This window comes from Candidatus Rhodobacter oscarellae (assembly GCF_001078595.1).
Lineage (GTDB): Bacteria > Pseudomonadota > Alphaproteobacteria > Rhodobacterales > Rhodobacteraceae > Rhodobacter_B > Rhodobacter_B oscarellae.
In genome coordinates, this window is sequence record NZ_LFTY01000002.1 from 3897292 (window position 1) to 3924187 (window position 26896).

The following is a 26896-nucleotide window of genomic DNA, read 5'->3' on the forward strand; positions in this document are numbered from 1 at the left end:
CAAGGGGGCCACTCACGGGCCCGCCTCGGGCATGCACCCCGGGGCGGATTTGTGAGCGGAGGATTTGGGAGGAGACATGCCGAAGCGATTCCGTCTGACGCGCCGCTTCAACGCCGCCATGACCGAGGATGGCTATCGCCGGTTGCGCCGCTTCGCCTCCGAGGCGGGGCTGGACGAGGGCGAGGCGCTGTCCTTCCTCTTCGAGCATTTCGACTCGGTGACGAACGAAGAGAACCTCACCGCGCGGCTGCGCCTCTTTAACGCTGAACTGGACGAGCGGAAGCGATGAACGACATGACCCCGACCACATGGATGACCGACGAGCACCAGATGCTCGCCGACATGACCCGCCAGTTCATCGAGGCCGAGTGGCAGCCGCATTACGAGCGCTGGCGCAAGCAGGGCGAGATGGATCGCTCGACCTGGCAGCAGGCGGGTGAGCTGGGGCTTCTCTGCCCCTCGATCCCCGAGGAATACGGCGGCGCGGGCGGCGATTTCGGCCACGAGGCGGTGATCCTGATGGAGGGCTCGCGCGCCAACCTGGCCAGCTGGGGCAACGGTATCCACTCCGGCATCGTGGCGCATTACATCCTCGCCTACGGCACCAAGGAGCAAAAGAAGCGCTGGCTGCCCAAGATGGTCTCGGGCGAGATGGTGGGCGCCCTGGCGATGACCGAGCCCTCGGGCGGCTCGGATGTGCAGAGCATCAAGACCCGCGCAATTCGGGACGGCAACGCCTATCGCCTGACCGGCCAGAAGACCTTCATCACCAACGGCCAGCACGCCAACCTGATCATCGTGGCCGCCAAGACCGACCCCAAGGAGAAGGCCCGCGGCACCTCGCTGGTGGTAGTCGAGACCGACGGGGCCGAGGGCTTTAGCCGCGGGCGCAACCTGGAAAAGATCGGCGCCCATGCTGCTGATACGTCAGAGCTCTTCTTCGACAATGTCGAGGTCCCGCCCGAGAACATCCTGGGCCAGGACGAGGGCCAGGGGTTCTATCAGATGATGCAGCAACTGCCGCAGGAGCGGCTGATCATCGGCTGCGGCGCGGTGGGCGCGATGGAGGGCGCGGTGGAGCGCACCATCGCCTACTGCCAAGAGCGCGAGGCCTTCGGCGGGCCGATCATGCAGTTCCAGAACACCCGCTTTAAGCTGGCCGAGTGCAAGACCAAGACCACCGTGGCGCGGGCCTTTCTCAACGAGTGCATCTCGGAACACCTTCGAGGCGCGCTGACCGTCGAGAAGGCCGCCATGGCGAAATACTGGCTGACCGACACCCAGGGCGAGGTGCTAGACGAGTGCCTGCAGCTGCATGGCGGCTACGGCTTCATGCAGGAATACGCAGTGGCCGAGATGTGGACCGACGCGCGGGTGCAGCGGATTTATGGCGGCACCAACGAGATCATGAAGGAGCTGATCTCGCGCGGCTTCGCGGGGAAACAATCGTGAGCGCGGCGCGGGTAGAGATATCGGAATTTGCGTATTTGGGACAAGATGAAGGGGAACAAGTTCCACCCCGCCTGCTGGGGCATCAAATGCATCACAGGCGGGGCTTCACCTTGTGCGGTCATCGGCTCGCCAGCCTGTACCGCGCCCCAATTTAGATCGCATTAACGTTAATTTCTGGTTACGAGGTTCCGCATTCATCTTGTCAAAAATACGCAATCCAGCCCCAACCGCGGGCGACAACTTCGGAGACTGACCACATGACCCTCAAACTGCACTGCTTCGGCGAAAGCGGGAACTCCTACAAGGCGGCGCTGGCGCTGGAGCTGTCGGGGCTGGACTGGGAGCCGGTGAAGGTGGACTTCTTCGGCGGGCAGACCCGCGGCGAGGCATTCCGCGCGGATGTGAACGTGATGGGCGAGGCGCCGGTGCTGGTGGATGGCGAGGTGAAGCTGACGCAATCGGGGGTGATCCAGCAGTATATCAGCGACAAAACCGGCAAGCTCGGCGGCGCGCCGGAGGAGAAATACGAGGTGCTGCGCTGGGTGCTCTGGGACAACCACAAGCTCTCCTCGATCGCCGGCATGACGCGGTTCTTGATGAACTTCCTGCCAGAGCAGCATCGCAGCGCCGACGTGATCGGCTTCAACCAGGGGCGGCTGAAGGCGGCCTACACGGTGCTGGACGCGCATCTTGACGGCAGGGAATTCATCGTCGGTCGCAACGTCACAAATGCGGATATCTCCTGCTGCGGCTATCTTTTCTACCCAGAGCCGTTCGGCTTTGACCGCGCCGACTGGCCGAACATCGACCGTTGGCTTTCGAACCTCCAGGGCCTGGAGGGCTGGAAGCACCCGTATGACCTGATGCCCGGTTCCCCGGCGGACCGCGCCTAAGAAACAGCGCAGACGCCCGCCAGGGCGGATGAGCGACCCCGAGACAAAGAACGACCGCCCAAGGAGGCCAAAATGGAAGAAGCCTATATCTACGACGCCGTGCGCTCGCCCCGCGGGAAGGGACGCAAGGATGGCAGCCTGCATGAGGTGACCGCGGTCAAGCTGAGCGCGGACATGCTGAACGCTCTGAAGGCGCGCAACAATCTGGACGGGCACGCCGCCGAGGACGTGATCTGGGGCAACGTCACCCAGATTGGCGAGCAGGGGGCCTGCCTGGCGCGGACCGCGGTGCTGGCCAGCGACCTCGACGAGAGCATCCCCGGTGTCTCGATCAACCGCTTCTGCGCCTCTGGCCTGGAGGCCGTGAACATGGCCGCCAACCAGGTACGCGGCGGGGCTGGCGACGCCTATATCGCGGGCGGTGTGGAGTGCATGAGCCGGGTGCCCATGGGCGCCGATGGCGGCGCCATTGCCGCCGACCCGACCGTGGCGATGAAGAGCTACTTCGTCCCCCAGGGCATCTCTAGCGACATCATTGCCACCGAGTATGGTTTCACCCGCGACATGGCCGACGAGCTGGCCGTGCGCAGCCAGAACCGTGCCAAGGCCGCCTGGGATGACCGCCGGTTCGACAAAACGGTCGTGCCGATCAAGGACATGAACGGGCTGACCATCCTGGACAATGACGAGTATATGCGCCCCGGCACCGACATGCAGGCGCTGGGCGCGCTGAAGCCCTCGTTCAAGGACCTGGGCGAGACCATGCCCGGCTTCGACGCCATTGCGCTGATGAAATACCCGCATCTGGAGCGGATCAACCACATCCACCACGCGGGCAACTCCTCGGGCATCGTGGACGGCGCCGCGGCGGTCCTCATCGGCAACAAGGCCTATGGGGAGAAGCACGGGCTGAAGCCTCGCGCGCGCATCAGGGCCACCGCCAAGATCGGCACCGACCCCACCATCATGCTCACGGGCCCCGTGCCGGTGACGGAAAAGATCATGGCCGATAGCGGCATGGCCATCAGCGATATCGACCTCTTTGAGGTGAACGAGGCCTTCGCTAGCGTCGTGATGCGCTTCATGCAGGCCTTCGAGGTCGACCCCGACCTGGTGAACGTCAATGGCGGTTCGATCGCGATGGGCCACCCGCTGGGGGCCACCGGCGCGATCATCCTGGGCACGCTGCTGGACGAGTTGGAGCGCTCCGACAAAGAGACCGGGCTGGCCACGCTTTGCATCGGCTCGGGCATGGGGGCCGCCACGATCATCGAGCGCGTTTAAGCGCAAAGAAGGCGCGGCTTGTTCGAGCCGCGCCCGACCAAAGGAGATAAGCCCGATGCCAAAGATCGACATCACCGCGTTGCCGTCTGAATCCGGCTCGGGCTACCCCGCGCCGTATGACGCAGGCTTTGAAAAGCGTCACGTCACGCGGCTCGGCAAGGCCGCGGGCCTGACGCAGTTCGGCGCCAACTTGGTGCGGCTGGAGCCAGGCGCAATGGCGTCGCAGCGCCATTGGCATGAGAATCAAGACGAGTTCTTAATGGTCACGAAAGGCACATGCACGCTGGTGGAAGATGAAGGATCGACCACTTTATCACCCGGGGATTGTGCGGCTTTCCCCGCAGGCAACCCTAACGGGCATCATTTGGTGAACAACAGCCGAGAAGACGCCGAATTTTTGGTCATCGGTACACATTCGTCCACAGAAACTGGACATTATAGCGATGTGGATATGATGGTACGTGTGACTGATGGCGAGTATAATTTCACGCGGCGTGACGGGTCGCCAATTCGGGGCGAGGGCGGACAGTGAGTCTGGACCTAGCTATGCCGCTTGCGGCGCTCGAGTATTCGGGGCAAATCGCGTATTCTATGCGCGGGGTGCATGGAATGCCTGAGGCTCACGATGGATCCGGGCCGCTTGGCGGCGCACCGTCCTTGAACCGGGCCCAGGAAATCGTCGAGCATGTCTTGAATGAAGCGGGCACGGCCCTAATCGCCGGAGACTTTTCCCGGTTCGTGGGTCATTTCGAGATCCCCGTCGTGGTCGAGACATATGAGAACCGAATTGTCCTAGACACCGAGGCGGCGCTGCGGGACATGTTCTTTTCGGTGCACAAATACTACCGCGATCTAGGGGTCAGCCAGATCCATCGCTGTAGCATAAGCGCAGCGTTTGACGGCGCCGATAACATCCATGCGAGCCATATAAACTACGTCTTGGCGCACGGCGGTCTCGCCCAGGATGCCTTCGCGGTCTATTCGCAACTGCGTCGCGGCACCGCCGGCTGGCAAGTATGGTGCTCGCAATATGCCATCCCAGATTCGGATCTGCTGAATCGCGTGCTTTCGGGTGACGTGGATTCGGCCTCGGTTGTGATCGGCCGCGGCCAGGAAAAGTTAAACCTAGAGGAAGATGAAGGGCAAAGTGCAGGGTTCCAAGTGTGGCGGTTGGCGTCGATACGTCAGAGTTCTGACGAGAGCGGCGACTGAGCAATGTTTGACCAATACCTCATCAGCGCCCAGGTTTCTCGCACGGGCGACCAGCACAAAGCGATCTCTGCGCGCAACTCTTGCGGGATACCGGGGCCCGACGCTCCGCCGTGGCGCCTTGCCTGGCTTGGCAGAGCTAAGCACAGCGCCCGCAACCAGCGGCCTGTGCGCGCAATGACCCTGGAACAGCCCGAGGCAGAGGCGATCGTCGCCCATCTAATGCAAGAGGCAAAAGGCAGCGTCCTGGACAATGCATTTGAACGCTTCCTTGCGATCTGTCACCTGCCGCTTGAGACGGGCACCTTCGAAGGGCATCGCGTTTTGCGCACAACCTCCGAGCTCAAGCAGCTCTTTCAGGAATTCGTTGATTACTACGCGCTGAACCAGATCACGGACACCATTCGCACACCGATCTCGATCGAGGCGCGCGATGAAAACGTCATTTTGTGCACCCACGAAAGCTGGCACGTCTCGTCACAGCAGCTCCTTAAGAACAAAATGACTGCGTTCACCGAGATCCATCGCCGCAACGGCGTATGGGCGGTGACGCGCTCTTACTATGCCAGCGAGGGCTCGGCGCAGTTCCACAAAACCCTCGAGCCGCGCCCGGCGCGCTCGTCCGATTTACCGAATTCCGACAAAAAGGACCAATCCCATGGCTGACTTTATCATGACCAAAGGCGACGATGGCGTCGCAGTGATCACCTGGGACGTGCCCGGGAAATCCATGAACGTGATGAGCCGCGAGGCGATGCCCCTGCTGGGCAACCTGGTGGATGACGCGCTGGCCGATGAGGCGGTGACGGGTATCATCATCACCTCTGGCAAGAAGGACTTCGCCGGGGGCATGGACCTCAACGTGCTGGGCTCGATCAGCGCCGAGGCGGGCGACAATCCCGCCCAGGCTCTGTTCGACTTCACCATGGCGGGCCACCACGGGCTGCGCAAGATCGAGCGCGCGGGCATGGACCCCAAGACCAACAAGGGCGGCAAGCCGATCGCCTGCGTGCTGCCGGGCACCGCGCTGGGCATCGGTTTCGAGATCCCGCTGGCCTGCCACCGGATTTTCGCCGCCGACAACCCCAAGGCTAAAATCGGCCTGCCCGAGATCCTTGTGGGGCTCTTCCCCGGCGCGGGCGGCACCACCCGGCTCGTGCGCAAGCTGGGCGCCATGGCGGCCTCGCCCTTCCTGCTCGAAGGTAAGCTGTCCGACCCCAAGAAAGCCAAGGCCGCGGGCCTGATCGACGAGGTCTCTGAGGACCCGATGGCCGCGGCGCGCGAATGGGTGCTGGGCGCCACGGATGCCGACATCGTCAAACCCTGGGACGCGAAGGGCTACAAGATGCCCGGCGGCATGCCCTATCACCCCTCGGGCTTCATGACCTTTGTGGGGGCCGCGGCCATGGTCCACGGCAAGACCCAGGGCGTCTACCCCGCGGCCAAGGCCCTGCTGGCGGCGGCCTATGAGGGCGCGCAGGTGCCGTTCGAGACCGCGCTGAAGATCGAGGCGCGCCACTTCACCTCTGTGCTGATGAGCCCGACCTCCTCGGCGATGATCCGGTCGCTCTTTGTGAACAAAGAGGCGCTGGAGAAGGGCGCGAACCGTCCCGACGTGGCCGATGAGACCGTCAAGAAGGTCGGCGTGCTGGGCGCGGGCATGATGGGCGCAGGTATCGCGCTGGTCTCTGCGCAGGCGGGGATCGAGGTCGTGCTGATCGACCAGACGCAAGAGGCCGCCGACAAGGGCCGCGCCTATACCGAGGCCTACATGGACAAGGGCATCGCCCGCCGCAAAGCCACGCCCGAGAAGAAAGAGCAGATGCTGGCGCGGATCACCGCCACCACGGATCTGAGCGCGCTGGCCGATTGCGACCTGATCGTCGAGGCGGTGTTCGAGGACCCCGCGGTCAAGGCCGAGATGACCAAAAAGGTCGAGGCCGTGATCCCGGCCGATTGCATCTTTGCCTCCAACACCTCCACCTTGCCGATCACCGAGCTGGCCAAGGCGTCGAGCCGCCCCGAGCAGTTCATCGGCATCCACTTCTTCTCGCCCGTCGAGCGGATGATGCTGGTGGAGATCATCAAGGGCGCCGAGACCGGCGACCGCGCGGTGGCCAAGTCGCTCGATTACGTGCGCCAGATCCGCAAGACGCCCATCGTTGTGAACGACGCGCGCTTCTTCTACGCCAACCGCTGCATCATCCCCTACATCAATGAGGGCGTGCGCATGGTCGGCGAGGGGGTCGAGCCCGCTTTGGTCGAGAACGCCGCCAAAATGCTGGGCTTCCCGGTGGGGCCGCTGCAGCTGAATGACGAGACCTCGATTGACCTGGGTGTGAAGATCGCCAAGGCGACCAAGGCGGCGTTGGGCGACGCCTATGACGCGGGCGCGGCGGATGAGGTGCTGTTCTGGCTGTTCGATCAGGGCCGGATGGGGCGCAAATCCTCGGCGGGCTATTACGACTATGACGAGAAGGGCAAGCGCACGGGTATCTGGCCGGGGTTGCGCGACAAATACACCAAGGATGACCACCCGGACCTGACCGAGGTGCAGCACCGGCTGATGATGGCCCAGGTGCTGGAGGCGGTGCGCGCGATCGAGGAGGACGTGCTGCTGGACATCCGCGAGGGCGATGTGGGCGCGATCCTGGGCTGGGGCTTTGCGCCCTGGTCCGGCGGGCCGCTCAGCTGGCTGGATATGATCGGTGCAACCAAGGCCGTGGAGATCTGCGATGGTCTTGAGGCCAAATTCGGCAAGCGCTTCGCGGCGCCGGCGCTTCTGAAGGACATCGCCGCAAAGGGCGAGAGCTTCTATGGGCGCTTTACCGAGACGAAAGCCGCCGCCTAAAGCGTTTCGACAAAAGTTTGAATCGGTTGGATTCCCACAGAGCTTGAACTGTGATTCACCTTGATAGGGAGGATCACATCATGCCAGCACCATTGTCGACAGAACTGCGCGACCGCTTTGCGCGTTTGATCAGGGAAGGACTGTCCGGGAGAGAAGCCTCACGCCGCCTTCAGGTTTCTGCCGCCACTGGCGCTCGATGGGCCGGTCGAATCCGGAGTACCGGGGCTGCCACTGTTGCACTGATGGGACGTCCTGCGGGATCGGGCAAGCTGGCCGACCATATAGAGTTCTTTAGGGAGTTGGTGACGCAGGACCCGGACATCACGTTATTCGAACTGCGTGATGCACTCGCTGATGCGGAAGGGGTTGCGGTCCATCATTCCGCCATTGCGGGGTTGCTCAAGCGCCTCGGCTTCACGCACAAAAAAAGTCGTTGGTGGCCTCCGAGCGCCGCCATGCCAAGGTAAGGCGACGGCGGGCTGATTGGTTTGCTCATCGCATTCCGGCCGTCGGGGCCTCACCGGATCGTGTTGTCTTCATTGACGAAACCGCCGTGAAGACGAACCTCACGCGGCTACGGGGCTGGGCGTCACGCGGCGAGCGCCTGACCATGGACGCGCCCTTCGGCAGTTGGGGGACGCAGACACTGATTGCCGGTCTGAGCTATGATGCGCTGATCGCACCCTGGGTCATCAAAGGCGCAATGGACGGTCCTGCTTTTGCCGCCTACATCCGCGAAGTGCTGGTGCCCGAAATCACACCCGGCACGGTGGTGATTCTCGACAACCTGGCCACGCATCGCAACAAGGAAGCAGCAGCCGCGCTAAAGGCGCATGGCTGCTGGTTTCTGTACCTGCCGCCACACTCCCCAGACCTCAACCCGATTGAACAAGCTTTCTCGAAGCTCAAGGCCCATCTCCGACGGATCGGAGCACGCTCGTTCACATCCGTCTTCAAAGCCATCGGTGAAATCTGTGACCTGTACGATCCGGAAGAATGCTCGAACTACTTCAAGGCCGCTGGATATGTCTCAAACTAATGTCGAAACGCTCTANCTAAAGCGTTTCGACAAAAGTTTGAATCGGTTGGATTCCCACAGAGCTTGAACTGTGATTCACCTTGATAGGGAGGATCACATCATGCCAGCACCATTGTCGACAGAACTGCGCGACCGCTTTGCGCGTTTGATCAGGGAAGGACTGTCCGGGAGAGAAGCCTCACGCCGCCTTCAGGTTTCTGCCGCCACTGGCGCTCGATGGGCCGGTCGAATCCGGAGTACCGGGGCTGCCACTGTTGCACTGATGGGACGTCCTGCGGGATCGGGCAAGCTGGCCGACCATATAGAGTTCTTTAGGGAGTTGGTGACGCAGGACCCGGACATCACGTTATTCGAACTGCGTGATGCACTCGCTGATGCGGAAGGGGTTGCGGTCCATCATTCCGCCATTGCGGGGTTGCTCAAGCGCCTCGGCTTCACGCACAAAAAAAGTCGTTGGTGGCCTCCGAGCGCCGCCATGCCAAGGTAAGGCGACGGCGGGCTGATTGGTTTGCTCATCGCATTCCGGCCGTCGGGGCCTCACCGGATCGTGTTGTCTTCATTGACGAAACCGCCGTGAAGACGAACCTCACGCGGCTACGGGGCTGGGCGTCACGCGGCGAGCGCCTGACCATGGACGCGCCCTTCGGCAGTTGGGGGACGCAGACACTGATTGCCGGTCTGAGCTATGATGCGCTGATCGCACCCTGGGTCATCAAAGGCGCAATGGACGGTCCTGCTTTTGCCGCCTACATCCGCGAAGTGCTGGTGCCCGAAATCACACCCGGCACGGTGGTGATTCTCGACAACCTGGCCACGCATCGCAACAAGGAAGCAGCAGCCGCGCTAAAGGCGCATGGCTGCTGGTTTCTGTACCTGCCGCCACACTCCCCAGACCTCAACCCGATTGAACAAGCTTTCTCGAAGCTCAAGGCCCATCTCCGACGGATCGGAGCACGCTCGTTCACATCCGTCTTCAAAGCCATCGGTGAAATCTGTGACCTGTACGATCCGGAAGAATGCTCGAACTACTTCAAGGCCGCTGGATATGTCTCAAACTAATGTCGAAACGCTCTAATGTCGAAACGCTCTAACAGCTGCTCATCCAGCCCTATCGGGCGGTCTTCGCGATGGCTAGGTGTGCCCGTAAGGGCGGTGAGACCGCCCCAGGGCGCGAGGAGCCGAGCCTTCTAAAAAAGAAACTGCCCGCGCCGGACAAGGGGGAAGTGGCGCGGGCAGCTCTTGGTTCAATCGTCACTCTCTCAAAAATGACTTCATGAAACTGCCGGCAGGGTGGGCCGGCGCACGGGCGAGCTGGGTTTGGGGGGAAAGGCTCGCCCGATCCTTGGATCTCTCTTACTTCAGTGCGCAGCGGCCACCTTGGGCGCCACCGGGTCGGTTGGCGGTATAGGGTTCACCGCGAACCCTTCCTCTTCGTCAAGGCAGGCCACCAGCAGGCGGGCGTCCGCGTGGTCCAGCACCGTGTATTCGGAACTCTTGGTCTCGCCGGGGTCCAGGTCCACCACATCCAGCGCGCGATGCGCCGGGCAATAGGCCAGTGCGCCCTCGGCGCCGAACACCACCTCGTCGCGTTCGAACTGTAGGACCATGACTTCCACGTTCCCGATCGGGGGCACGCGGCTGATCCCGCGCAGGCCCTCAAGGTCAGCGGCGTTCACCAGCGCGAAGGGGTCGTCAAACAGCAGATCCGCCGTGTCGCTCTCTATCAAGAGCGGCTGCTCGGGCAGGGCGATGAGCTCTTCGTCGTTGCCCAACGCACCCTTTGGAACCTGCAGCGGCCATAGCGCCTTGGGGCAGACCTCATCGGCGGCCCATAGCAGCCCGCGGGTCACGCTCTTGACCGGCTGTAGGCCGCGGTCAAAGGTCAGGACCAGATCACCGGCGGTGATCGCCTCGACCGGGCGCCATCCAATCGCCGTTGCGACCCGGGTGCCCGCCACCATGCCAAAGGCCAGGCCGCTTTGAATTTTTGCTTGTCGGCCCCAGGCGCCACCGATCTCTTGCCGATATGCGCGGGGGTCTCCGCCGAATAGTACCTTACTCAGTCCAATCATCTGCCACTCCACCATGCTTATCGATTTGGACTGCTCGATGACGCCAGTACGCTCGATTCGAGCGCCGTTTCTTCGACGCAAAAAGGATTAAATTGGGGCACTTTCTCGCCTTGAGCTTTAATGCGACCGAAGGCGGGGCAATTGTTAATACGTTCGAAACGCTAGGACCGCTCCAGGCCAAAAGCCACTTTGGAAAAACCAGCGCCGCAGCTTGACGACCCCAGGCGATCAGGTCATCACGCCCCCCATGCTGATCTACAAAATCCTGCGCGTCGCGGAATGGGCCGCACTGCGCGCCCAGGGCGAGACCGCGGGGGCGCCCATCGATGTCGCCGACGGTTTCGTGCATTTCTCCACGGCTGATCAGGCACTGGAGACCGCGGCCAAGCATTTCGCGGGCGCCGGGGACCTGGTGCTGCTCGCCCTGGATCCCGGGGCGCTAGGTGACGCGCTAAAATGGGAGGTCTCCCGCGGTGGCGCGCTCTTTCCGCATCTCTACGCCCCGCTGCGGCTGGTCGATATACTCTGGCACCGGCCTCTGCCTTTGCTGGATGCCGCGCATGTCTTCCCCGAGGAGGTCGCCGGCCATGTCGACCCGAACCGCGCGCAGTTCGATCAATTCAAGGCGCTCGACCGGGACCATCCCATCGAGATGCTGAACTTGGTGCGCTTGCGTGACCATGCGGACTACCCAGAGAGCCATTCTTCTTTCGCAGAAAACCGGTCCGGCGCCGAGGCCTACGCAGCTTACGGGCGCGAGACCGCGCCGATCCTGGCACGGCTAGGTGGCTCGATCCTTTGGCGCGGCCAGTTCCAATCCGTGCTGATTGGCCCCGACAGCGAGCGTTGGGACCACGCCTTTATCGCCCGCTACCCCTCGGCGCATGCCTTCCTGGCGATGGTGACGGACCCCGGCTACCGCGCCGCGGTGGTGCACCGTCAGGCGGCGGTGCGCACGTCCCGCCTGCTTAGATGCGCGCCGGACGACGCTGGGGCGTCCTTCGGATGATTGAGCGGCTTGGTTTGCGCGTGCTGCGCGCGTTTGATCCGGAAACGGCGCATGGTCTGGCGCTGCGGGCGCTGCATACGCCGTTTGCGCCGCTGCCCGGGGTGGTGACCTCGGACAGGCTGCGGACCCAGCTCGCGGGCCTCGTCCTGTCTAACCCGGTGGGGCTTGCGGCGGGGTTCGACAAGAACGCCACGGCCATCGCGCCGCTCAGCCGCGCGGGCTTTGGCTGGCTAGAGGTCGGCGCGGCCACACCGCGCGCGCAGCAAGGCAATCCCAAGCCGCGGCTCTTTCGGCTGACCAAGGACCGGGCCGCGATCAACCGTTTTGGGTTTAACAACGAGGGCATGGAGAGCATCGCGGGCCGGCTGGCCCACCGCCCGCGCGCCATCCCCGTGGGCTTGAACCTTGGTGCGAACAAAGACAGCGCGGACCGGGCTGCGGATTTCGCCCAGGTGCTCGCCCATTGCGGTCCGCATGTGGATTTTGCGACGGTGAACGTGTCCTCGCCCAACACCGAACGGTTGCGCGACCTGCAGGGCTCCGCCGCCCTTCTGGGCGTCCTCGCCGGGGTCATGGAGGCGCGTGATGCCCTGGCCCGGCCTGTGCCGGTGTTCCTAAAGATCGCGCCGGACCTGACGGACGAGGAGATCGCCGAGATCGCCGCGGTCGCACGCCAGTCAAAGGTCGACGCGATCATCGCCACCAACACCACCCTGGACCGGTCGGGGTTGAACAGCGCGAAGGCTGAGGAGAAAGGCGGGCTCTCTGGCGCGCCGCTCTTTGCGAAATCCACCCAGGTGCTGGCACGGCTCTATGCCGAGACACAGGGCGCGATCCCATTGGTCGGGGTGGGCGGCATCAGCACCGCCGAGCAGGCCTATGCCAAGATACGTGCGGGGGCCTCCGCCGTGCAGCTTTATACGGCTATGGTCTATGAGGGCGTCTCTTTGGGCGCGCGCATCGCGCGAGAGCTGGACCAACTGCTGGCGCGGGACGGGTTTGCGAACGTGGCCGAGGCGGTCGGAACAGAAGGGCGCATCAAATGACGATCACGATCTGGCACAACCCGCGCTGCTCGAAATCGCGCCAAACCCTGGCGCTCCTTGAGGGGCGCGAGGTCGAGATCCGGCTCTACGTTCAGGACCCGCCCAGCGCGGCAGAGCTGCGCGATGCGCTGGCGGCTTTGCAGCGTCCCGCGATTGAGCTGGTGCGTACAGGGGAGGCGGAGTTCAAGGCCGCCGGGCTGACAAAGCAGAGCAGCGAGGACGCCCTCGTTGCCGCCATGGCAAAGCATCCCAAGCTGATCGAGCGCCCTGTGGTGTTTGCCAATGGCAAAGCCGCGCTGGGGCGGCCACCGGAGGCTGTTCTAAAGCTCCTCTGAAGGCGTTTTTGGGATTGGCGCAGGGATTGGCGCGACGCAATTTTCTTGCAAGAAAATTGCGAAACTCTTGCAAGAGTTTCTTCGGCGCGCCCCGAAATGATGCCTTAATCGCACGCCCTTGCCGCTTGCGGGCCCACTTTCCTTGGAAGGAAAGTGCAAATCTCTTGCAAGAGATTTGGCCCGCTCAAAGGACCGCTTCAGGCCCATATTGCGCATTCCATTCAAAGCAGGCCCGATGCGCCCACGAGAGCGTAAATCCGCCGAAGCTTTACGCGGCCGTCACAATGCCATGGCACCTCCCCTAGCATGCACTTTGACTCTCGCTGGGCTTCGCGCCAAGCTGGGGCATCCAACGACCCAAGGGGGATTTTTCATGGTATCTCGACTTCTTGCGACGGTCGCCGCGCTCGGCCTGACTGCAGGTATTGCGCAGGCGGACTTCACGCTGACCATCCTGCACACGAACGACATTCACAGCCGGATCGAGTCGATCAACAAGTATGACAGCACCTGCAACGCGGACGGCGAGGCCGAGGGCAAGTGCTTTGGCGGCGTGGCCCGGATCAAGGCCGCCGTGGACGCCAAGCGCGCCGCGATGGCGGGCGAGAACCTGCTGGTGCTGGACGCGGGCGATCCGTTCCAGGGCTCGCTGTTCTACACCACCTATAAGGGCGCGGCGGAGGCCGAGTTCATGGAGGCCATCGGCTATGACGCCATGGCCGTGGGTAACCACGAGTTCGACGATGGCCCGGCGGGCCTGGCGGGCTTCATCGATGCGGTCTCTTTCCCGGTGGTCTCGGGCAATCTGGATCTCTCCGGCTCGGCGGATCTGAACGGCAAGGTCGCCGATCACCTGGTGCTTGAGGTCGGCGGACAGAAGGTCGGGATCGTCTCGGCGCTGGCCACGGACACGGTGGACACCTCCTCGCCCGGGCCCGACGTGGTCTTTCAGGACGAGATCGAGGCGCTGAAGGCGGATTTTCGGGCGCTGACCGACAGGGGGGTGAACAAGATCATCGCGCTGACCCATGTGGGGCTGCCCAAGGATCTAGAGATCGCCGCGGCGGTGCCGGGGCTCGACCTGGTGATCGGCGGGCACTCGCACACGCTGCTCAGCAACACCAGCGACCGCGCCGCGGGCCCCTACCCGACCATGGTGGGCGACGTGCCGGTGGTGCAGGCCTATGCCTATTCCAAGTATCTGGGCGAGATCACCCTGACCTTTGACGACGAAGGCAACGTGACCTCGGCGATGGGCGAGCCCATGGCGCTGGACGCCTCGGTGACGCCCGATGCCGCCATGGCCGCGCGCGTGGCCGAGATGGGCGGGCCCATCGAAGAGCTCAAGGCGCGCGTGGTGGCCGAGACCACCGAGGCGATCAACGGCGACCGCGCGGTCTGCCGGGTCGAGGAATGCCCGATGGGCAACCTGGTGGCCGAGGCCATGCTGGACCGCGTCAAGGACCAGGGCGCGCAGATCGCCATCCAGAACGGCGGCGGGCTGCGCGCCTCCATCGACGGCGGCGAGGTCACCATGGGCGAGGTGCTGACGGTGCTGCCGTTCCAGAACACGCTCTCGACCTTCGAGGTCACCGGTCAGATGGTGATCGACGCGCTGGAGAACGGCGTCAGCCAGGTGGAAGAGGTCAAGGGCCGCTTCCCGCAGGTCGCGGGCATGTCGTTTAAGTGGGACCCAAGCGTGGCTCCGGGCGAGGGCCGCATCGTCGAGGTCATGGTCGGCGGCGCGCCGATCGACCCCGCGGCGACCTACCTGGCCGTGTCCAACAATTACGTGCGCAGCGGCGGCGACGGCTACAAGATGTTCCGCGACGCCAAGAACGCCTATGATTACGGGCCTGACCTGGCGGATGTGCTGGCCGAGTACATGGCCAAGACCGGCCCGATCGCGCCGATGACCGATGGGCGGATCAGCCGGGCGGAGTAGTCTGCTCTACAGCGCCTAGCCTTTGATCTGAGACATCAGATGTCAGCTGGGCGCACTCAACGTCGTCATCCTGTGGTCGCACTGCCAAAGGCTGTGATTCAGGTCTTGGGCGACGCGCTTTAAGAACTCAGTGGAAGGGCCGCGCGATTGTGCGGCCCTTTCCCTTCGGGCGCGCGTTAACGCGCGGTCGCCTCCATGCACACCCGCCCATCGGGCCCGCGCACCCACATCGCGCCATCCTCGCCCATGCAGATCTCGGCCGCCTCGAAATGCATCAGGGCCGAGGTCGCGCGGAACTCGAACCGGGAGAGCCCGCCAAGCGCGCGATCCGCCAGCCCGATCAGGCGCTGCGCCAAGAGCGGCCCGTGCACGACCAGCCCGGCATAACCCTCGACCCGTTGGCAATAGTCCAGATCGTAGTGGATCCGGTGCCCGTTAAAGGTCAGCGCCGAGTAGCGGAACAGCATCGTGGTGTCGAAGCTCGCGGGCTCGGACAGGCGCTCGTCGGTGCGGGCCAAGGCGACCGGTACGGCGCGCCGCTGGTCGGGCGGGTCGCGGTAAACGATGTCCTGGCGCTCGGACACGCGGGTGACGCCGTTCTGCACGATGTCGTGGCGCAGCCGCACGAAACCAAGCCGCCCGCTGCGCCCGGTCTTCTCCGAGACATCCTCAACGGTCGAAACCCTCTCGGCGGGCAGACCCAAAGTGACCGGGCCGTGGAACTCCAAGGCACCGCCCGCCCACATGCGCTGCGGAAGCCCAAGATCGGGGATCAACCCATGGCCGGTGCGCGGGTGGCTGTCGCGGCCTAGGCGGTCCGGCGGCTGCGGGTCCCAAAAGTAGATGTGGTGCCAGAAAGGCGGCAACGGATCGCCCGCGCCTGGGGCAGGCCCCGAGAGCCCAAGCGTGGCGTGCAGTGCCGCCGCGCGCGCGGGGTCCATCACATCGGCAATGGTTTGCATCTCTGGGGTCGCATCATCCATGATGCGCGCAAGCCTATGCGGCGGCATTTGGGAAGGCAATTCGATGCAGGTGACGGCGCTGGGCCACCTCGATCTAGCCGCGCGACCCGAATGGAAATCTGATCTAGATAACCCAGCCTATGCCGCGCGCGCGACCTCGGCGTGAAGCGCCTGCACCAACTCCTCCAGGCTTGCCGCATAACGCGCATTCGTCAGCCGCCCCTCGGCGTCGAACTGGTCCGCCCCTCCGGCGATCAGCACCGCAGGCCCAGCGATCAGGCGCGGGCGAAAGGACAGCATCGCGAGGCGCAGCGCAAACTGCGCGGCCTCGCCGCCCGTGCGGCCCGCGGTGGCCGAGACAATCGCCACCGGCTTGTCGCGCCAGGGGTTGCCCTTGACGCGGCTTACCCAGTCGAGCGCGTTTTTGAGCACGCCAGAGAGGGATTTGTTGTATTCCGGCGTTGCGATGATGATGGCGTCGGCCGCAGCGATCTGATCGGCCAGCGCCTGGACCTCGGCGGGAATGCCCTCGGCCTCCAGATCCCCGTCGTAAAGCGGCAGGCGCAGGTTGCCCTCAATATGGGTGCCGCCGAACAGGCGGCCCGCCTCGCGCAGCAGCATCCCGTTTAGGGATGCCTTGCGCAGGGACCCGTTCAGGCTGAGTAGCGAATGCGCCATAGTGTATTCTCCTTTTGCTGGCGCTAATGTGCGGACTGGTCTTGAAAATGCAAATGCGTTTCGGCGCGCAGAGGCCGTGCGGTGCGGCGGCGGCAGGCTGGCATGTGCGCTTGCGCCCATTCCATGCCGCGCGAACCGCGCTAAGATGATTCCACATTAAGGCGACATTTTGGAGGCGACGCATGCGACCCACACTGATCACTCTCCTTCCAGCCCTGGTATTGGCTGGGGCGGCGGCCCTGGCGCAGGAAGCCTCTGACGCGGTGGCGCCCGAAGCCGCTACCGCGACCGGTGGCGCGATGAGCGCGAATGCCATGGCGGCGCTGAAGGCCAAGGAGGCGGGCGAGCCCGTCCGCGCGCCGAATTGGATGGTCGCGGCGGCAAATCCCCTGGCCGTCGAGGCCGGGGCGGCGATCCTGGCAGAGGGCGGCACCGCCGCCGACGCGATGGTCACCGTGCAGGCGGTGCTGGGCCTTGTCGAGCCGCAAAGCTCTGGCCTGGGCGGGGGCGCGTTCCTTGTTTGGTACGACGCCGCCAGGGGCGCGCTGACGACCCTGGATGGGCGCGAGACCGCGCCGCTGGCCGCCGATCCCACGCTGTTCCAGATGGGGGGCGAGCGGATGAAGTGGTGGGACGCGGTGGTCGGCGGGCGCTCGGTTGGTACGCCCGGCACCCCGGCGCTGATGTTTGACGCCCATGACCGCTATGGCAACCTAGAGGTCAGCCACTTGCTGCAGCCCGCCATTGATCTGGCCGAGAGCGGCTTTGCCGTCTCGCCGCGCATGGCGGCCTCGGTCGCGCGTGACGCCGAGCGCCTCGCCGGCCAGCCCCGCACCTCGGCCTATTTCCTGCCCGGGGGCGAGCCCATCGCCGAGGGCGCCTTGCTCAAGAACTTCCCCTACGCGGCGACGCTCAAGGCGCTGGCGGGGGGCGGCAGGGACGCCTTCTATACGGGCGATATCGCGCAGGGGATCGTGGACACCGTGCAGGGGTTCGACGCCAACCCGGGCCGTTTGGAGATGATCGACCTCGCCGCCTATCAGGTGAAAGAGCGCCCGGCTGTTTGTGCGGCGTACCGCGCCTATGATGTGTGCGGCATGGGCCCGCCCTCGTCCGGCGCGCTGACCGTTGGTCAGATCCTGGGCCAGCTGAACAGCTTTGATCTATCGGCTGGCGTTGAGGACGCGCAGGTGCTGCGCTTGATCGGCGATGCCTCGCGGCAGGCCTTCGCGGATCGCGGGCGCTACATGGCCGATAGTGACTTTGTGCCGATGCCCACCGCGGGGCTGGTGGATGCCGAGTACCTGTCGGCGCGGGCGGAGAACCTGAAGGGCGACAGGGCGCTGGACAGCGTCGCGCCGGGCCGCCCCGCCTTCGATCACGCGCTGAACTGGGCCGATAATGTCTCGGTCGAGCGGCCTTCGACCTCGCATATCTCCATTGTGGACAGCTATGGCAACGCGCTGTCCATGACGACGACGATCGAGAACGGTTTCGGCTCGCGGCTGATGGCGCCGGGCGGGTTCCTGCTGAACAACGAGCTGACGGATTTCTCGTTCAAGAGCCATGCCGATGGCGTGCCGATTGCCAACCGGGTGGAGCCGGGCAAGCGCCCGCGCTCGTCCATGTCGCCGACCATCGTGATGCAGGACGGCGCGCCGGTTCTGGTGATCGGATCGCCCGGCGGCAGCCGCATCATCGGCTACGTCGCGCAGGCGATCATCGCGCATCTGGACTGGGGCATGGATGTGCAGGCCGCACTTGATATGCCGCACGCTGTGAACCGCTTCGGCACCTATGATCTAGAGGAGGGCACCTATCTTGAGGAAATGGAGGGCCCGCTGACCGAGCTTGGCTACGAGGTGAACATCCGCGGGCTGAACTCCGGCCTGCATGCGATCCAAGTCACACCCGAGGGGCTGGTCGGCGGCGCCGACCCCCGCCGAGAGGGGATCGCCATCGGCGGGTGGGGCGCTTGGGCTCTTGGTATGCGGCGCGTGGCGAATTGGCCTGGAGCGGTCATTAGAAACCCGCCCCGGGCTTGACCCGGGGCCTCCGCTTTGAGCCAAGCACAACCCGGGCAGTTGCGCGGCTTGGGGCCCGTTGCGTCTGGTGTCGGCAAACGTTGCTGAGACGGAGTGTTTGAGGCCGAAGACCACTCCAAACAACCAAAAGAGGCCAGGCGCCGGGCGGGTCTGATGGGCTATTCCGGGTGCCCCGGAACCGCGCCCGACGGGGCGCCATAGGGCCGGGTCACGTCCCGCAGTGTCACCTCCAGGGCCTCCACGTCCAGCCCGATTGCGCCGTCGCCCGCCAGGGTGATCTCCACCCGACCCGCGCCGTCCTCCCCTGCCTCAAAGCCAAGCGAGAGCACCGACAGCACCGTGTCTGCATCCCGGCGAACGCCGGTTGTCTGCACCCGCAGCACGTCCTCGATCACCAGCACGGATTGGACCCGTTCGGGTCCGTGGCGCTCCGGCGCGGCATCCTCCCAGCGGAAGCGGTTCAGCAGGATCGCAAACCGCCGATTCGCCGCCCGGTAGGACATCTCGTTGCCCGGGAAGACCGCGTCCTGCACCAGTGCCGAGATCACCTCTAAATCAGCCGACTCCAAGGCCTTTAGGCGCAGGGCGCGCTCGGCGCCGTCCTCGAACCGGGCGTCCTCGCTCACGCCGCCACGCGCTCTACCAGAGCGCCAACATTGCTCAACTTCTCCTCCAGCCGCTCATAGCCGCGGTCCAGGTGGTAGACGCGGCTCACCAGGGTCTCGCCCTCCGCGGCCAGCCCGGCGAGGATCAGCGACACGCTGGCGCGCAGATCGGTGGCCATGACCGGGGCGCCGCGCATCCGCTCCACGCCGCGCACGGTGGCGGTGCCACCCGAGACGGTGATGTCCGCGCCCATGCGGATCAGCTCGGGGGCGTGCATGAAGCGGTTCTCAAAGATGGTCTCCTCCAGGTGGCTGACGCCGTCGGCGGTGCACAGGAGCGACATCATCTGCGCTTGCAGGTCGGTGGGGAAGCCGGGGAAGGGCGCGGTGGTCACGTCCACCGCCGCGACCCGGCCGTTCTTGCGCGCAACCTTAAGCCCGCGGTTGGTCTGGGTGACCTCGACGCCGATGCCCTCAAGCTTGTCGGCCAGGGACGCCACCAGGTGGCGCTCGCCGCCCAGAAGCTCGACCTCGCCGCCGGCGATGGCGGGGGCGATCATGTAGGTGCCCAGCTCGATGCGGTCGGTGATCACGGGGTGGGTAGCGCCGCGCAGGGCGTCGACGCCGCGGATCACCATCTCAGAGCTGCCCGCGCCCTCGATATCGGCGCCCATTGCGATCAGGCAGTCGGCCAGGGCCACCGTGTCGGGCTCGCGCGCGGCGTTCTTGATCACGGTGGTGCCCTTGGCGCGCACCGCGGCGCACATGACGTTCTCGGTGGCGCCCACCGAGGCGAAGGGGAACTCGATCTCGGCGCCCCTCAGCCCCTGCGGGGCGGAGGCATGCACATAGCCGTCCTTGAGATCGACCTTGGCGCCCATCGCCTCGAGCCCGGCGATGTGGAAGTCCACCTTGCGCGCGCCGATGGCGCAGCCGCCGGGCAGCGAGACCACCGCGCGCCCGTCGCGCCCCATCAGCGGGCCGAGCACGTTGAACGAGGCGCGCATCTTGCGCACGATGTCGTAATGCGCCTCGTGGCTGGTCAGATCCGCCGCCGAGATCATCATGACGCCGCCGTTCTGGGCGAAGGCCACCTCGCAGCCCAGGCTCTGCAGAAGCGTGGTCAGGGTGCGCACGTCGCTCAGCCGCGGCACGTTGGTCAGCGTCAGCGGATCTTCGCTCAGAAGCGAGGCGCACATCAGCTTAAGGCAGGTGTTTTTCGCGCCCGCGATGGGGATCTCGCCCGAAAGCTCGGCGCCGCCTTTGACCAGTATCGAATCCATGCCTGTCTATTCCTTGCTCTTTTCCTCGCCCGCCCGGGCTCGGGCCTGGGCCTTGCGCTTTGCCATATTCGCCTTCAGCGCGGCTTTTAGCCTGTCTTCCTTGGCCTGGCGCGCGTCTTCTGCGCGCTTTTGATCGCGCTTATCGTTCATGAGGGGGGTTCTACAACAGCCGCCAAGTAGGGTCCAGATTGCGCTTGCGCTGATCAGGCTTTGGGTCTAATCAGCCGCCCACGATAAGGGCTGCCGTAGCTCAGGGGTAGAGCACTCCCTTGGTAAGGGAGAGGTCCGGAGTTCAAATCTCCGCGGCAGCACCATAAGTAGCTAAAAAACAACTGAAATTCAGTCGCGGCGCGAACTCGCACGCGCCCCCCAGGGTTTCATTATTGCACGTCATCGAAGCGCCCAAGATTCGGCGGAACTTGTTGAATTGGAGCCTGCACGCCTAATCGGCAGTTCGTTGTGATGATCCCCACGGCCGCGCAGTTTAGCCGACGCAAATTTCGTATCTATTCTGGCAGTTAATCTAGTTCATGTGCGAAGTTGCGTGCGAGGCCCCTCACAATTTTGAGTATGCGTTGCTCAAATTGCGATTAAGTGGTTGTCCCAGGCGACATCGTGCAACACGTCCGGGCCTGACGGGGGTTTCACCAGGCCCGCGCCTGATGTCAGAACGAAACCCGACGCCGCCGCCGCGACGCCGCAGACATCAGCTATGGACGTCTCACCGACATACTCAGCGCCCGCGAATTCCTGAACGATCCCCGCACGGGGAGAGGTTGCCGCGATGCTTTTGCCATCCTTGGCAATCGCGACACTGCCCAGATATCCGCTCATGTGCCGCACCGAGGCCCGCTCGACGAGATCAAGCCTGCCGGTCTCAATCCGATGGACGCCCAAGAGCGGAAGGTCGACGGCGAGATCACCTTGCCACTGCATCGCGAATGCCACGTCGCCGGTGGCGGATACGGCAAGGTGCCGGATCGAGTTCTTTTGATGCGCCTTGTCGAGCCGCACTTGGCCCAACAACTCACCATCCAGGCTGAGATAGCTGAGCGTCGAGCGCATGGACGGGATGTTAAGCTTGACGCGCCCGGTCTCGGGATGCGTTTCGATGCCCCCGTTGGCGACGACAAGCGATGCGCCATCGGGCATCAGCTTGATGTCATGGGGGCCCACGCCGCCAGAGGGGAACTCACCCATGCGCGCAAAATCGCGTCGCGCATCCCAGATCCCGACAACGCCGCGCGCCGCGTCAAAGTCGTTCTCGGTCGTGAACAGCACATCCCCATCCGCCGAATAGGTCCCGTGGCCATAGAAATGCCGGCCCGGTGGCGCAGAGAGGCGGGCCTTTTCGCGGCCCGTGATGCAATCCAGGACGATCGCGTAGGTGCCGGGCCTTCTTGCAAAAGCGACGGCTTCGGCCAATCTGGGATGCGCGGCGGCGGCGTGACCGCGCGTGGGCAGCGGCAGCTGGAATGTGATTTGGCCTTCGGTGGTCAAGCCACACAAGACGTAAGCGCCATCGGGCTTCTTGCCGGCGGACAGAAACGCCGGGCTGCCCGCATCGGCCCAGGTCGGTCTAGGCGCCAAGCCGGCAGCCAGCATCCCGGCGATGAAGGTCCGACGATCAGGCATCAGTCACCATCAAGCGAGTTGAAACCCGCTGCGATCCCCAATTCGGGGCCGATCTCCTGCGACAGGATGCGGCGTATCACGTCGATACTCTGCTGGAGCACCTCAACCCGGAACCGGCCCTGCGGATCAGCAACCCCCGCAAGGGTGGGATCATCGAGGGCCTCGGCCCGCTGGATCGCGTCGGCGAACGCCTTATCGACAGCCTCATTGCCGGCCGAAATCAGTTCAGTCAGCTCTCGCGTTGCGGCCAATGAGAGCAATACGTGCCTAAGCGACCGCTCGGACCGCCTGGCTTCGGCTCGGTTCGGCCGGGGGCGGTCATAGGTGCCCATCGGGCGGCCCAGCCGGGTGAGCGATGTGAATTCCAGCCCCGTCGACAAAGCAGTGAAGAGCTGTTTGGCCGCCTCGGCTGGAGTTCGGTAGGTGTCGTTGCCTGGGTTTGACATCAACGCGCCATAGCCGTTCTGCCACCCGGCCAGAATGGCCGCCGCGTTGGACGAGATGTCTTTGGTCACGGCTTGGATCAGGGCGCAGCGATAGGCGGCGTCGCGCGGCTGAGCGAATTGCGCATCAAAGAGCAGGAACTCCAACGCGTAAAACCCGCGCGCGGCCACCGAGATCTCGGCGAATTCATCCGGTGCATTCACGGCGGCGTCCCGGCTTTTGACCAATCCGGCGAGAGCCTTGGGGGTGGAGCCGCGCGGGTCCGGCCAAAAGGCCAGCGCAAAGGCGCGGTCGTCCTGCTCGGAAGGGCCGAAACGCAAGTGGCCTACGCCGACCCAGGCGTCGAACGCGGCGTGGTAGGCCGAAAGCAAACCGGGCGCGGTATCGGGCGCCGCGGCAGAGCATCCCACCGACGCCTCGCGGGCCAATGCCTGGGTTTGCCCGGCAAGCATCTCGTAGCGCGGCACCACATGCGTCTCGACGATGGCGGTGATGTCAAAATCGTCCGCTGCCGCCAGAGGCGACGCCGCGAAGATAAGGAATGAGCATAGCAGTCGGCGCATCATAGGCTCTCCAGGAAAACGATCAGGGCTTGGCGGTCCGCTGGCGGCATATCCACCACGGCATCGCGGTGCAGCTGGGCCTCGCCGCCATGCCACAGGATGGCCTCTAGAAGCGACCGCGCCCGCCCGTCATGCAGGAAATATGTGTGGCCCGAGACCTGCTTGGTCAGACCGATCCCCCATAGCGGTGGCGTGCGCCACTCAGAGCCGGTCGCCCTGGCCTCTGGTCGGTTATCGGCAAGCCCCGGCCCCATATCGTGCAGGAGCATATCGGTATAGGGCCAGATCAGTTGGAAGCTTTGCTCGGGCTGGTCCTTAAGCCGGTGCGTGACGAAAGACGGTTGGTGGCAAGAGGTGCAGCCGGTCGCATAGAAGACCTCTTTGCCGCGCAGCACTTGGCGGTCCTCCACATCGCGGCGGGCCGGGACGCCAAGGTTGCGGCTGTAGAAGGTCACGAGGTCAATGCCCTCGGCGTCAATCTCAAAGCCTCTGTCGTCCAAATCGCCATGGGGGGCGTTGCGGCAATCCGGCTGCGCCTGGGTGCATTCGCCCCACGCCGCCGGGAAGAGCGAGCTTGAGATGCCGATATCCCCGGCGAAGGCACCGGCGGATTGCTGGCGCACCGTCGGGTTCCCGGCCTTGAGACCGAAACGGCCCAGCATCGGCTGGTCGTACTCCACCGACCAAACCACGTTCGGGCGCCCCGAGACGCCATCGCCATCCGCATCCTCGGGGTCAGCCAAGGCCAGAATGTCGGCGGCCGGGATGGCTTCGAGCAGCCCCAGGCCGATCATCTGGGGGGCGACGCGGGGACTGAGCATGGCGTCGGGATGCAATGGGCCATAGCCGAGATCCGCGGCGGTGTAGGTCGGCTGTCTGAGATACGCGGCCTCGCCGCCGGAAAGCGGCACCTCGATCTCTTCATAGTCGATTTGCAGGCGATACTCGGCAGGGTGCCCGGCAAGGCTGAAATCCTGCATCTGGGTGCCATAGGTCGGCTCTGGCAGCGTCGCCAGGTAGCCTTCGATCTTATCCGTCAGCGCTGAGTGGTCGGCGGGGATCGACACCCGCAGGAACATCGAGATCGCGTTGTCGTCCGGCCCCTCCGGCGGATGCCCACGGCCATCCTTGATGTGGCAGCGCTGGCAGGACCGCGCGTTGAACAGCGGCCCCAGGCCGTCAGAGGCCAGCGTGGAGGACGGCGACGAGACCCAGAGCTTTCGGAACAGCCCGTTGCCGACCCTGAAGTCCAGCTCGTCCTCGAATGTGATGTTGCCCGATGGCTGCGAGAAGGCGTTCGCATTCGGCGGGACGCGCACCGTTGCGGCACCTGCCGCGTTCTCCTCGAAGGGCTGGGCCGCATCGAAACTGGCGGCGGGCGCTGTGACCGCTGCGATCCGGGCCGATTCGGCCTCTGTTCGGGGAATGATATTCAGATGCGGTTCATCAAATGGGCCCGCCATGGCGGCGGACCCAGATACAACCACTAAGAGGCCGAGTTTACCCGGCTTCATCCATCTTGGACGCATTGAGCTGAGCATAGTTTTCGGCACCGACACGTTCATGCAAATCAAGCTGCGTTTCGAGGAAATCTATGTGACCCTCTTCGTCTTCCAGGAGCGCCTTGAACAGCTCCATGGTCACGTAATCCCCGGCCTCGCGGCAGTATTCGCTGGCCTCTTTGTACATCTCGCGCGCCTCCTGCTCGGCAGCCAGATCGCATTCAAGCGTTTCCTTCGGCGTCTGCCCGATCCGCAGCGGGTCGAGCTTTTGCAGGTTGGGGTGACCTTCCAGAAAGATCAGCCGTTCTATGAGCTTGTCCGCGTGGTTCATCTCTTCGATGCTTTCTTCGCGGCTTTTCTTGGCCATGTGGCCCAGGCCCCAGTCCTCCTGAAGCTTGTAGTGCAGCCAGTACTGGCTAATGGCTGTTAACTCGCTACGGAGCGCCCGGTTGAGGTAGTCGATGACTTTCGGATCGCCTTGCATTTCTTAGGTTCCTGTGTGGCTCCGCGCAGATTGCGGAGGTGCATGGGGACTTCGAGGTTCGGGTTGTTACGCATTGTTCCGAGGAACAGTGGGACGCAGCCGCCACAGTCGGCGGCCTTGCCCAAGGCGCGATAGACTTTGCCCGGAGTGATCAGGGTATCAGGGTCCGCCGCTCGCATCCAGTCGATAGCGGCGTGAATGTCGTGATCAGAGATGTTCTGGCAGTGACACACAATCATGATCTGCAAACCTTTGGTTTGAGGATAGCGGCGGACCCTAAGTGGATTTACTGGAACACGGCGTCCGGATCATCGAGGCTGTCGGAGCCCTCGACCTCGATGGACGTGCCCAGGGCTGCGACCACGCGTTCGATGCTGCGGGTCTGATCGATCAGCCCATTCACACCGCCCATGATGAGCGCCTCGCCCGCCGCGTTGCCGCGCTCTAGCATCATGTCATAGCTGAACCCGGCTTCCGCAGCCGTCTTGATCCGGCCAAGGGCCAGCACGGCGTCAGACAGCTTTGCCTGCATTTCCGCATCAAGATCGGCATCGGTGGCTGCCACAAGATCGGAAAGCGAAGGACCGCTGACGACGGTGCCGTCGATCCCCGTGTAGCTTCCCAGATAGACCGACTGGATGCCTACGCCGTTGTAGTAGTGGTCATTGTGGGTGTTATCGGCAAAGCACGAATGCTCTTCTTCCGGGTCGTTCAGCATCACGCCCAACCGCATGCGCTCGCCGGCGGTCTCGCCATAGGACAGCGACCCCATGCCGGTCAGGATCGCGGCGATCCCGGCGTCTTCTTGCGCCGTGACGGTGGCTCGGGCCTCGCCACCTTCGGCCCATTGGGCCACGATCCATTCAAGGTCCGAGATCAGAAGGTCGGTCGCCGCCCTTAGGTACGCGCCACGGCGATCACAGTTGCCGCCGGTGCAATCGTCACCCGCCGCGTAGTCCGTCCAAGGCCGGTTGCCCGCCCCGGCGCCGTGGCCGTTCAGGTCCTGGCCCCAAAGCAGGAACTCGATGGCGTGGTAGCCCGTGGCCACGTTGGCCTCGACGCCATCCGCCTCTTGCAGGGTGTCTTCGAGCAGGGCGGGCGTGATGGTCGACGCGTCGACGGTCTCGCCCGAAAGGGTAAAGCTGGCATTGGCGATCACGTTCAGCGCCGCCGCTTCGTTCTCGTCCGTGGGCCCGCCATAGGAGGCGTCCACGTAGTCGATCAAACCTTCGTCCAGCGGCCAGGCGTTCACCTTGCCTTCCCAGTCATCCACAATCGCATTGCCAAAGCGGAAGACCTCGGACTGCTGATAGGGCACCCGCGCGGCCAGCCAGGCCGCCTTGGCGGATGACAGGGCCTCTGCCGAGGGGGCGGAAAGCAGCGCATCGACCGCCGCGGACAGCCGCTGAGCGGTGACCAGGCTGTCAGTGTAATTCGCCTGCGCGATGTCGGCATAGGTGTCGAGCACGGCCGCCTTGGTCGCATGTCCGTCGGCCATGGCTGCGGTGCCGACGCAGAGCGCCAGGGCACTCGTGGCAAGGGTGAGGGCTTTCATAGGCT

The 26896-nt window shown here is 64.3% G+C and carries 27 protein-coding genes, 1 tRNA gene and 1 pseudogene; 17 read left to right on the plus strand and 12 right to left on the minus strand.

From position 1 onward, the window contains the following. The first annotated feature begins 76 nt into the window (after nt 1–76). The 10 genes from AIOL_RS23360 (at nt 77) to AIOL_RS24690 (ending at nt 9787) form a co-directional block, all read left to right on the plus strand. Nucleotides 77–289 (plus strand): hypothetical protein, encoded by a 213-nt coding sequence (locus tag AIOL_RS23360; protein ID WP_049645184.1) that lies wholly within the window; start codon nt 77–79, stop codon nt 287–289. Then, on the plus strand, nt 286–1452 hold the full coding sequence (locus tag AIOL_RS23365; protein WP_049645185.1) for an acyl-CoA dehydrogenase family protein: 1167 nt from the start codon (nt 286–288) through the stop codon (nt 1450–1452). The genes AIOL_RS23360 and AIOL_RS23365 overlap by 4 nt, the downstream gene beginning before the upstream one ends. A gap of 257 nt (nt 1453–1709) precedes the next feature. Continuing rightward, entirely contained in the window at nt 1710–2345 is a 636-nt protein-coding gene (locus AIOL_RS23370) for a glutathione S-transferase family protein (protein WP_049645186.1), read from the plus strand. A gap of 72 nt (nt 2346–2417) precedes the next feature. Then, complete coding sequence (locus AIOL_RS23375) at nt 2418–3629, plus strand: acetyl-CoA C-acetyltransferase (RefSeq protein WP_049645187.1); 1212 nt, start codon at nt 2418–2420, stop codon at nt 3627–3629. A 55-nt stretch (nt 3630–3684) separates the two neighbouring features. Then, nucleotides 3685–4161, plus strand: a complete 477-nt coding sequence (locus tag AIOL_RS23380; protein WP_049645188.1) for a cupin domain-containing protein — start codon at nt 3685–3687, stop codon at nt 4159–4161. Between the two features lie 14 nt (nt 4162–4175). Then, on the plus strand, nt 4176–4841 hold the full coding sequence (locus tag AIOL_RS23385) for a hypothetical protein (protein ID WP_049645189.1): 666 nt from the start codon (nt 4176–4178) through the stop codon (nt 4839–4841). A 174-nt stretch (nt 4842–5015) separates the two neighbouring features. Then, a complete protein-coding gene (locus AIOL_RS23390; protein WP_049645190.1) occupies nt 5016–5504 on the plus strand; it encodes a hypothetical protein in 489 nt (162 codons plus the stop codon). Further along, nucleotides 5497–7689, plus strand: coding sequence for a 3-hydroxyacyl-CoA dehydrogenase NAD-binding domain-containing protein (locus AIOL_RS23395; RefSeq protein ID WP_049645191.1), 2193 nt, complete (start codon nt 5497–5499; stop codon nt 7687–7689). The genes AIOL_RS23390 and AIOL_RS23395 overlap by 8 nt, the downstream gene beginning before the upstream one ends. 80 nt (nt 7690–7769) lie before the next feature. After that, a protein-coding gene (locus AIOL_RS24685) for an IS630 family transposase (RefSeq protein WP_152912289.1) occupies nt 7770–8728 on the plus strand; the annotation gives its coding sequence in 2 pieces (ribosomal slippage) (nt 7770–8111 and nt 8114–8728; 957 coding nt in all). Between the two features lie 100 nt (nt 8729–8828). Further along, a protein-coding gene (locus AIOL_RS24690) for an IS630 family transposase (RefSeq protein WP_152912289.1) occupies nt 8829–9787 on the plus strand; the annotation gives its coding sequence in 2 pieces (ribosomal slippage) (nt 8829–9170 and nt 9173–9787; 957 coding nt in all). 299 nt (nt 9788–10086) lie between these two features. Here AIOL_RS24690 and AIOL_RS23420 read toward each other — a convergent pair. Next, nucleotides 10087–10800, minus strand: a complete 714-nt coding sequence (locus tag AIOL_RS23420) for a Hint domain-containing protein (RefSeq protein WP_160314559.1) — start codon at nt 10798–10800, stop codon at nt 10087–10089. A 247-nt stretch (nt 10801–11047) separates the two neighbouring features. On the opposite strand from AIOL_RS23420, the pseudogene AIOL_RS26065 reads away from it, so the two are divergent. The 5 genes and pseudogenes from AIOL_RS26065 to AIOL_RS23445 form a co-directional block, all read left to right on the plus strand. Then, nucleotides 11048–11380 (plus strand): annotated as a pseudogene (locus AIOL_RS26065) (DUF952 domain-containing protein); the annotation flags it as partial. A 72-nt stretch (nt 11381–11452) separates the two neighbouring features. Further along, nucleotides 11453–11809 carry a DUF1330 domain-containing protein gene (locus AIOL_RS26070; protein ID WP_326973184.1) on the plus strand — a complete coding sequence of 119 codons (357 nt, stop codon included), beginning with the start codon at nt 11453–11455 and terminating at the stop codon, nt 11807–11809. After that, entirely contained in the window at nt 11806–12855 is a 1050-nt protein-coding gene (locus AIOL_RS23435) for a quinone-dependent dihydroorotate dehydrogenase (RefSeq protein ID WP_082152762.1), read from the plus strand. Before AIOL_RS26070 ends, AIOL_RS23435 begins: the two co-directional genes overlap by 4 nt. Beyond that, the gene (gene arsC / locus AIOL_RS23440; protein ID WP_049645194.1) at nt 12852–13190 is read left to right on the plus strand and encodes an arsenate reductase (glutaredoxin); all 339 of its coding nucleotides are present in this window, start codon (nt 12852–12854) and stop codon (nt 13188–13190) included. The genes AIOL_RS23435 and arsC overlap by 4 nt, the downstream gene beginning before the upstream one ends. A 373-nt stretch (nt 13191–13563) precedes the next feature. Next, complete coding sequence (locus AIOL_RS23445; protein WP_049645195.1) at nt 13564–15135, plus strand: bifunctional metallophosphatase/5'-nucleotidase; 1572 nt, start codon at nt 13564–13566, stop codon at nt 15133–15135. A 176-nt stretch (nt 15136–15311) separates the two neighbouring features. Here the strand turns inward: AIOL_RS23445 and AIOL_RS23450 are convergent, their stop codons facing one another. Both AIOL_RS23450 and AIOL_RS23455 read right to left on the minus strand, forming a co-directional pair. After that, nucleotides 15312–16118: an acyl dehydratase gene (locus tag AIOL_RS23450; RefSeq protein ID WP_049645196.1), complete on the minus strand. Its 807-nt coding sequence runs from the start codon at nt 16116–16118 to the stop codon at nt 15312–15314. A gap of 117 nt (nt 16119–16235) precedes the next feature. Then, entirely contained in the window at nt 16236–16775 is a 540-nt protein-coding gene (locus tag AIOL_RS23455) for an NADPH-dependent FMN reductase (protein ID WP_049645197.1), read from the minus strand. A 182-nt stretch (nt 16776–16957) separates the two neighbouring features. Here AIOL_RS23455 and ggt point away from each other — a divergent pair, with 182 nt between their 5' ends. Continuing rightward, nucleotides 16958–18820, plus strand: coding sequence for a gamma-glutamyltransferase (ggt, locus tag AIOL_RS23460; protein ID WP_082152763.1), 1863 nt, complete (start codon nt 16958–16960; stop codon nt 18818–18820). 158 nt (nt 18821–18978) lie between these two features. Here ggt and AIOL_RS23465 read toward each other — a convergent pair whose 3' ends face one another. Genes AIOL_RS23465 through AIOL_RS25765 form a run of 3 tightly spaced genes read right to left on the minus strand, consistent with a single transcriptional unit; the run spans nt 18979 to nt 20858 of the window. Then, nucleotides 18979–19446, minus strand: coding sequence for a DUF2948 family protein (locus AIOL_RS23465; protein ID WP_049645198.1), 468 nt, complete (start codon nt 19444–19446; stop codon nt 18979–18981). Beyond that, nucleotides 19443–20708, minus strand: a complete 1266-nt coding sequence (gene murA / locus AIOL_RS23470) for a UDP-N-acetylglucosamine 1-carboxyvinyltransferase (RefSeq protein WP_049645199.1) — start codon at nt 20706–20708, stop codon at nt 19443–19445. The genes AIOL_RS23465 and murA overlap by 4 nt, the downstream gene beginning before the upstream one ends. A gap of 6 nt (nt 20709–20714) precedes the next feature. After that, a complete protein-coding gene (locus AIOL_RS25765; protein ID WP_200898779.1) occupies nt 20715–20858 on the minus strand; it encodes a hypothetical protein in 144 nt (47 codons plus the stop codon). Nucleotides 20859–20947: 89 nt separating this feature from the next. Here AIOL_RS25765 and AIOL_RS23475 point away from each other — a divergent pair. Then, nucleotides 20948–21022, plus strand: a tRNA-Thr gene (locus AIOL_RS23475). Between the two features lie 265 nt (nt 21023–21287). Here the strand turns inward: AIOL_RS23475 and AIOL_RS23480 are convergent. Genes AIOL_RS23480 through AIOL_RS23500 form a run of 6 tightly spaced genes read right to left on the minus strand, consistent with a single transcriptional unit; the run spans nt 21288 to nt 26891 of the window. After that, on the minus strand, nt 21288–22343 hold the full coding sequence (locus AIOL_RS23480; RefSeq protein WP_049645200.1) for a DUF1513 domain-containing protein: 1056 nt from the start codon (nt 22341–22343) through the stop codon (nt 21288–21290). Further along, entirely contained in the window at nt 22343–23350 is a 1008-nt protein-coding gene (locus AIOL_RS23485) for an imelysin family protein (RefSeq protein ID WP_049645649.1), read from the minus strand. The genes AIOL_RS23480 and AIOL_RS23485 overlap by 1 nt, the downstream gene beginning before the upstream one ends. Beyond that, nucleotides 23350–24864: a di-heme oxidoreductase family protein gene (locus AIOL_RS23490; protein WP_049645201.1), complete on the minus strand. Its 1515-nt coding sequence runs from the start codon at nt 24862–24864 to the stop codon at nt 23350–23352. The genes AIOL_RS23485 and AIOL_RS23490 overlap by 1 nt, the downstream gene beginning before the upstream one ends. After that, nucleotides 24851–25336, minus strand: a complete 486-nt coding sequence (gene bfr, locus AIOL_RS23495; protein WP_049645202.1) for a bacterioferritin — start codon at nt 25334–25336, stop codon at nt 24851–24853. Before bfr ends, AIOL_RS23490 begins: the two co-directional genes overlap by 14 nt. After that, nucleotides 25279–25575 carry a (2Fe-2S)-binding protein gene (locus AIOL_RS24700; RefSeq protein WP_082152843.1) on the minus strand — a complete coding sequence of 99 codons (297 nt, stop codon included), beginning with the start codon at nt 25573–25575 and terminating at the stop codon, nt 25279–25281. The genes bfr and AIOL_RS24700 overlap by 58 nt, the downstream gene beginning before the upstream one ends. 47 nt (nt 25576–25622) lie before the next feature. After that, nucleotides 25623–26891: an imelysin family protein gene (locus AIOL_RS23500; RefSeq protein ID WP_049645203.1), complete on the minus strand. Its 1269-nt coding sequence runs from the start codon at nt 26889–26891 to the stop codon at nt 25623–25625. Nucleotides 26892–26896: the final 5 nt, after the last annotated feature.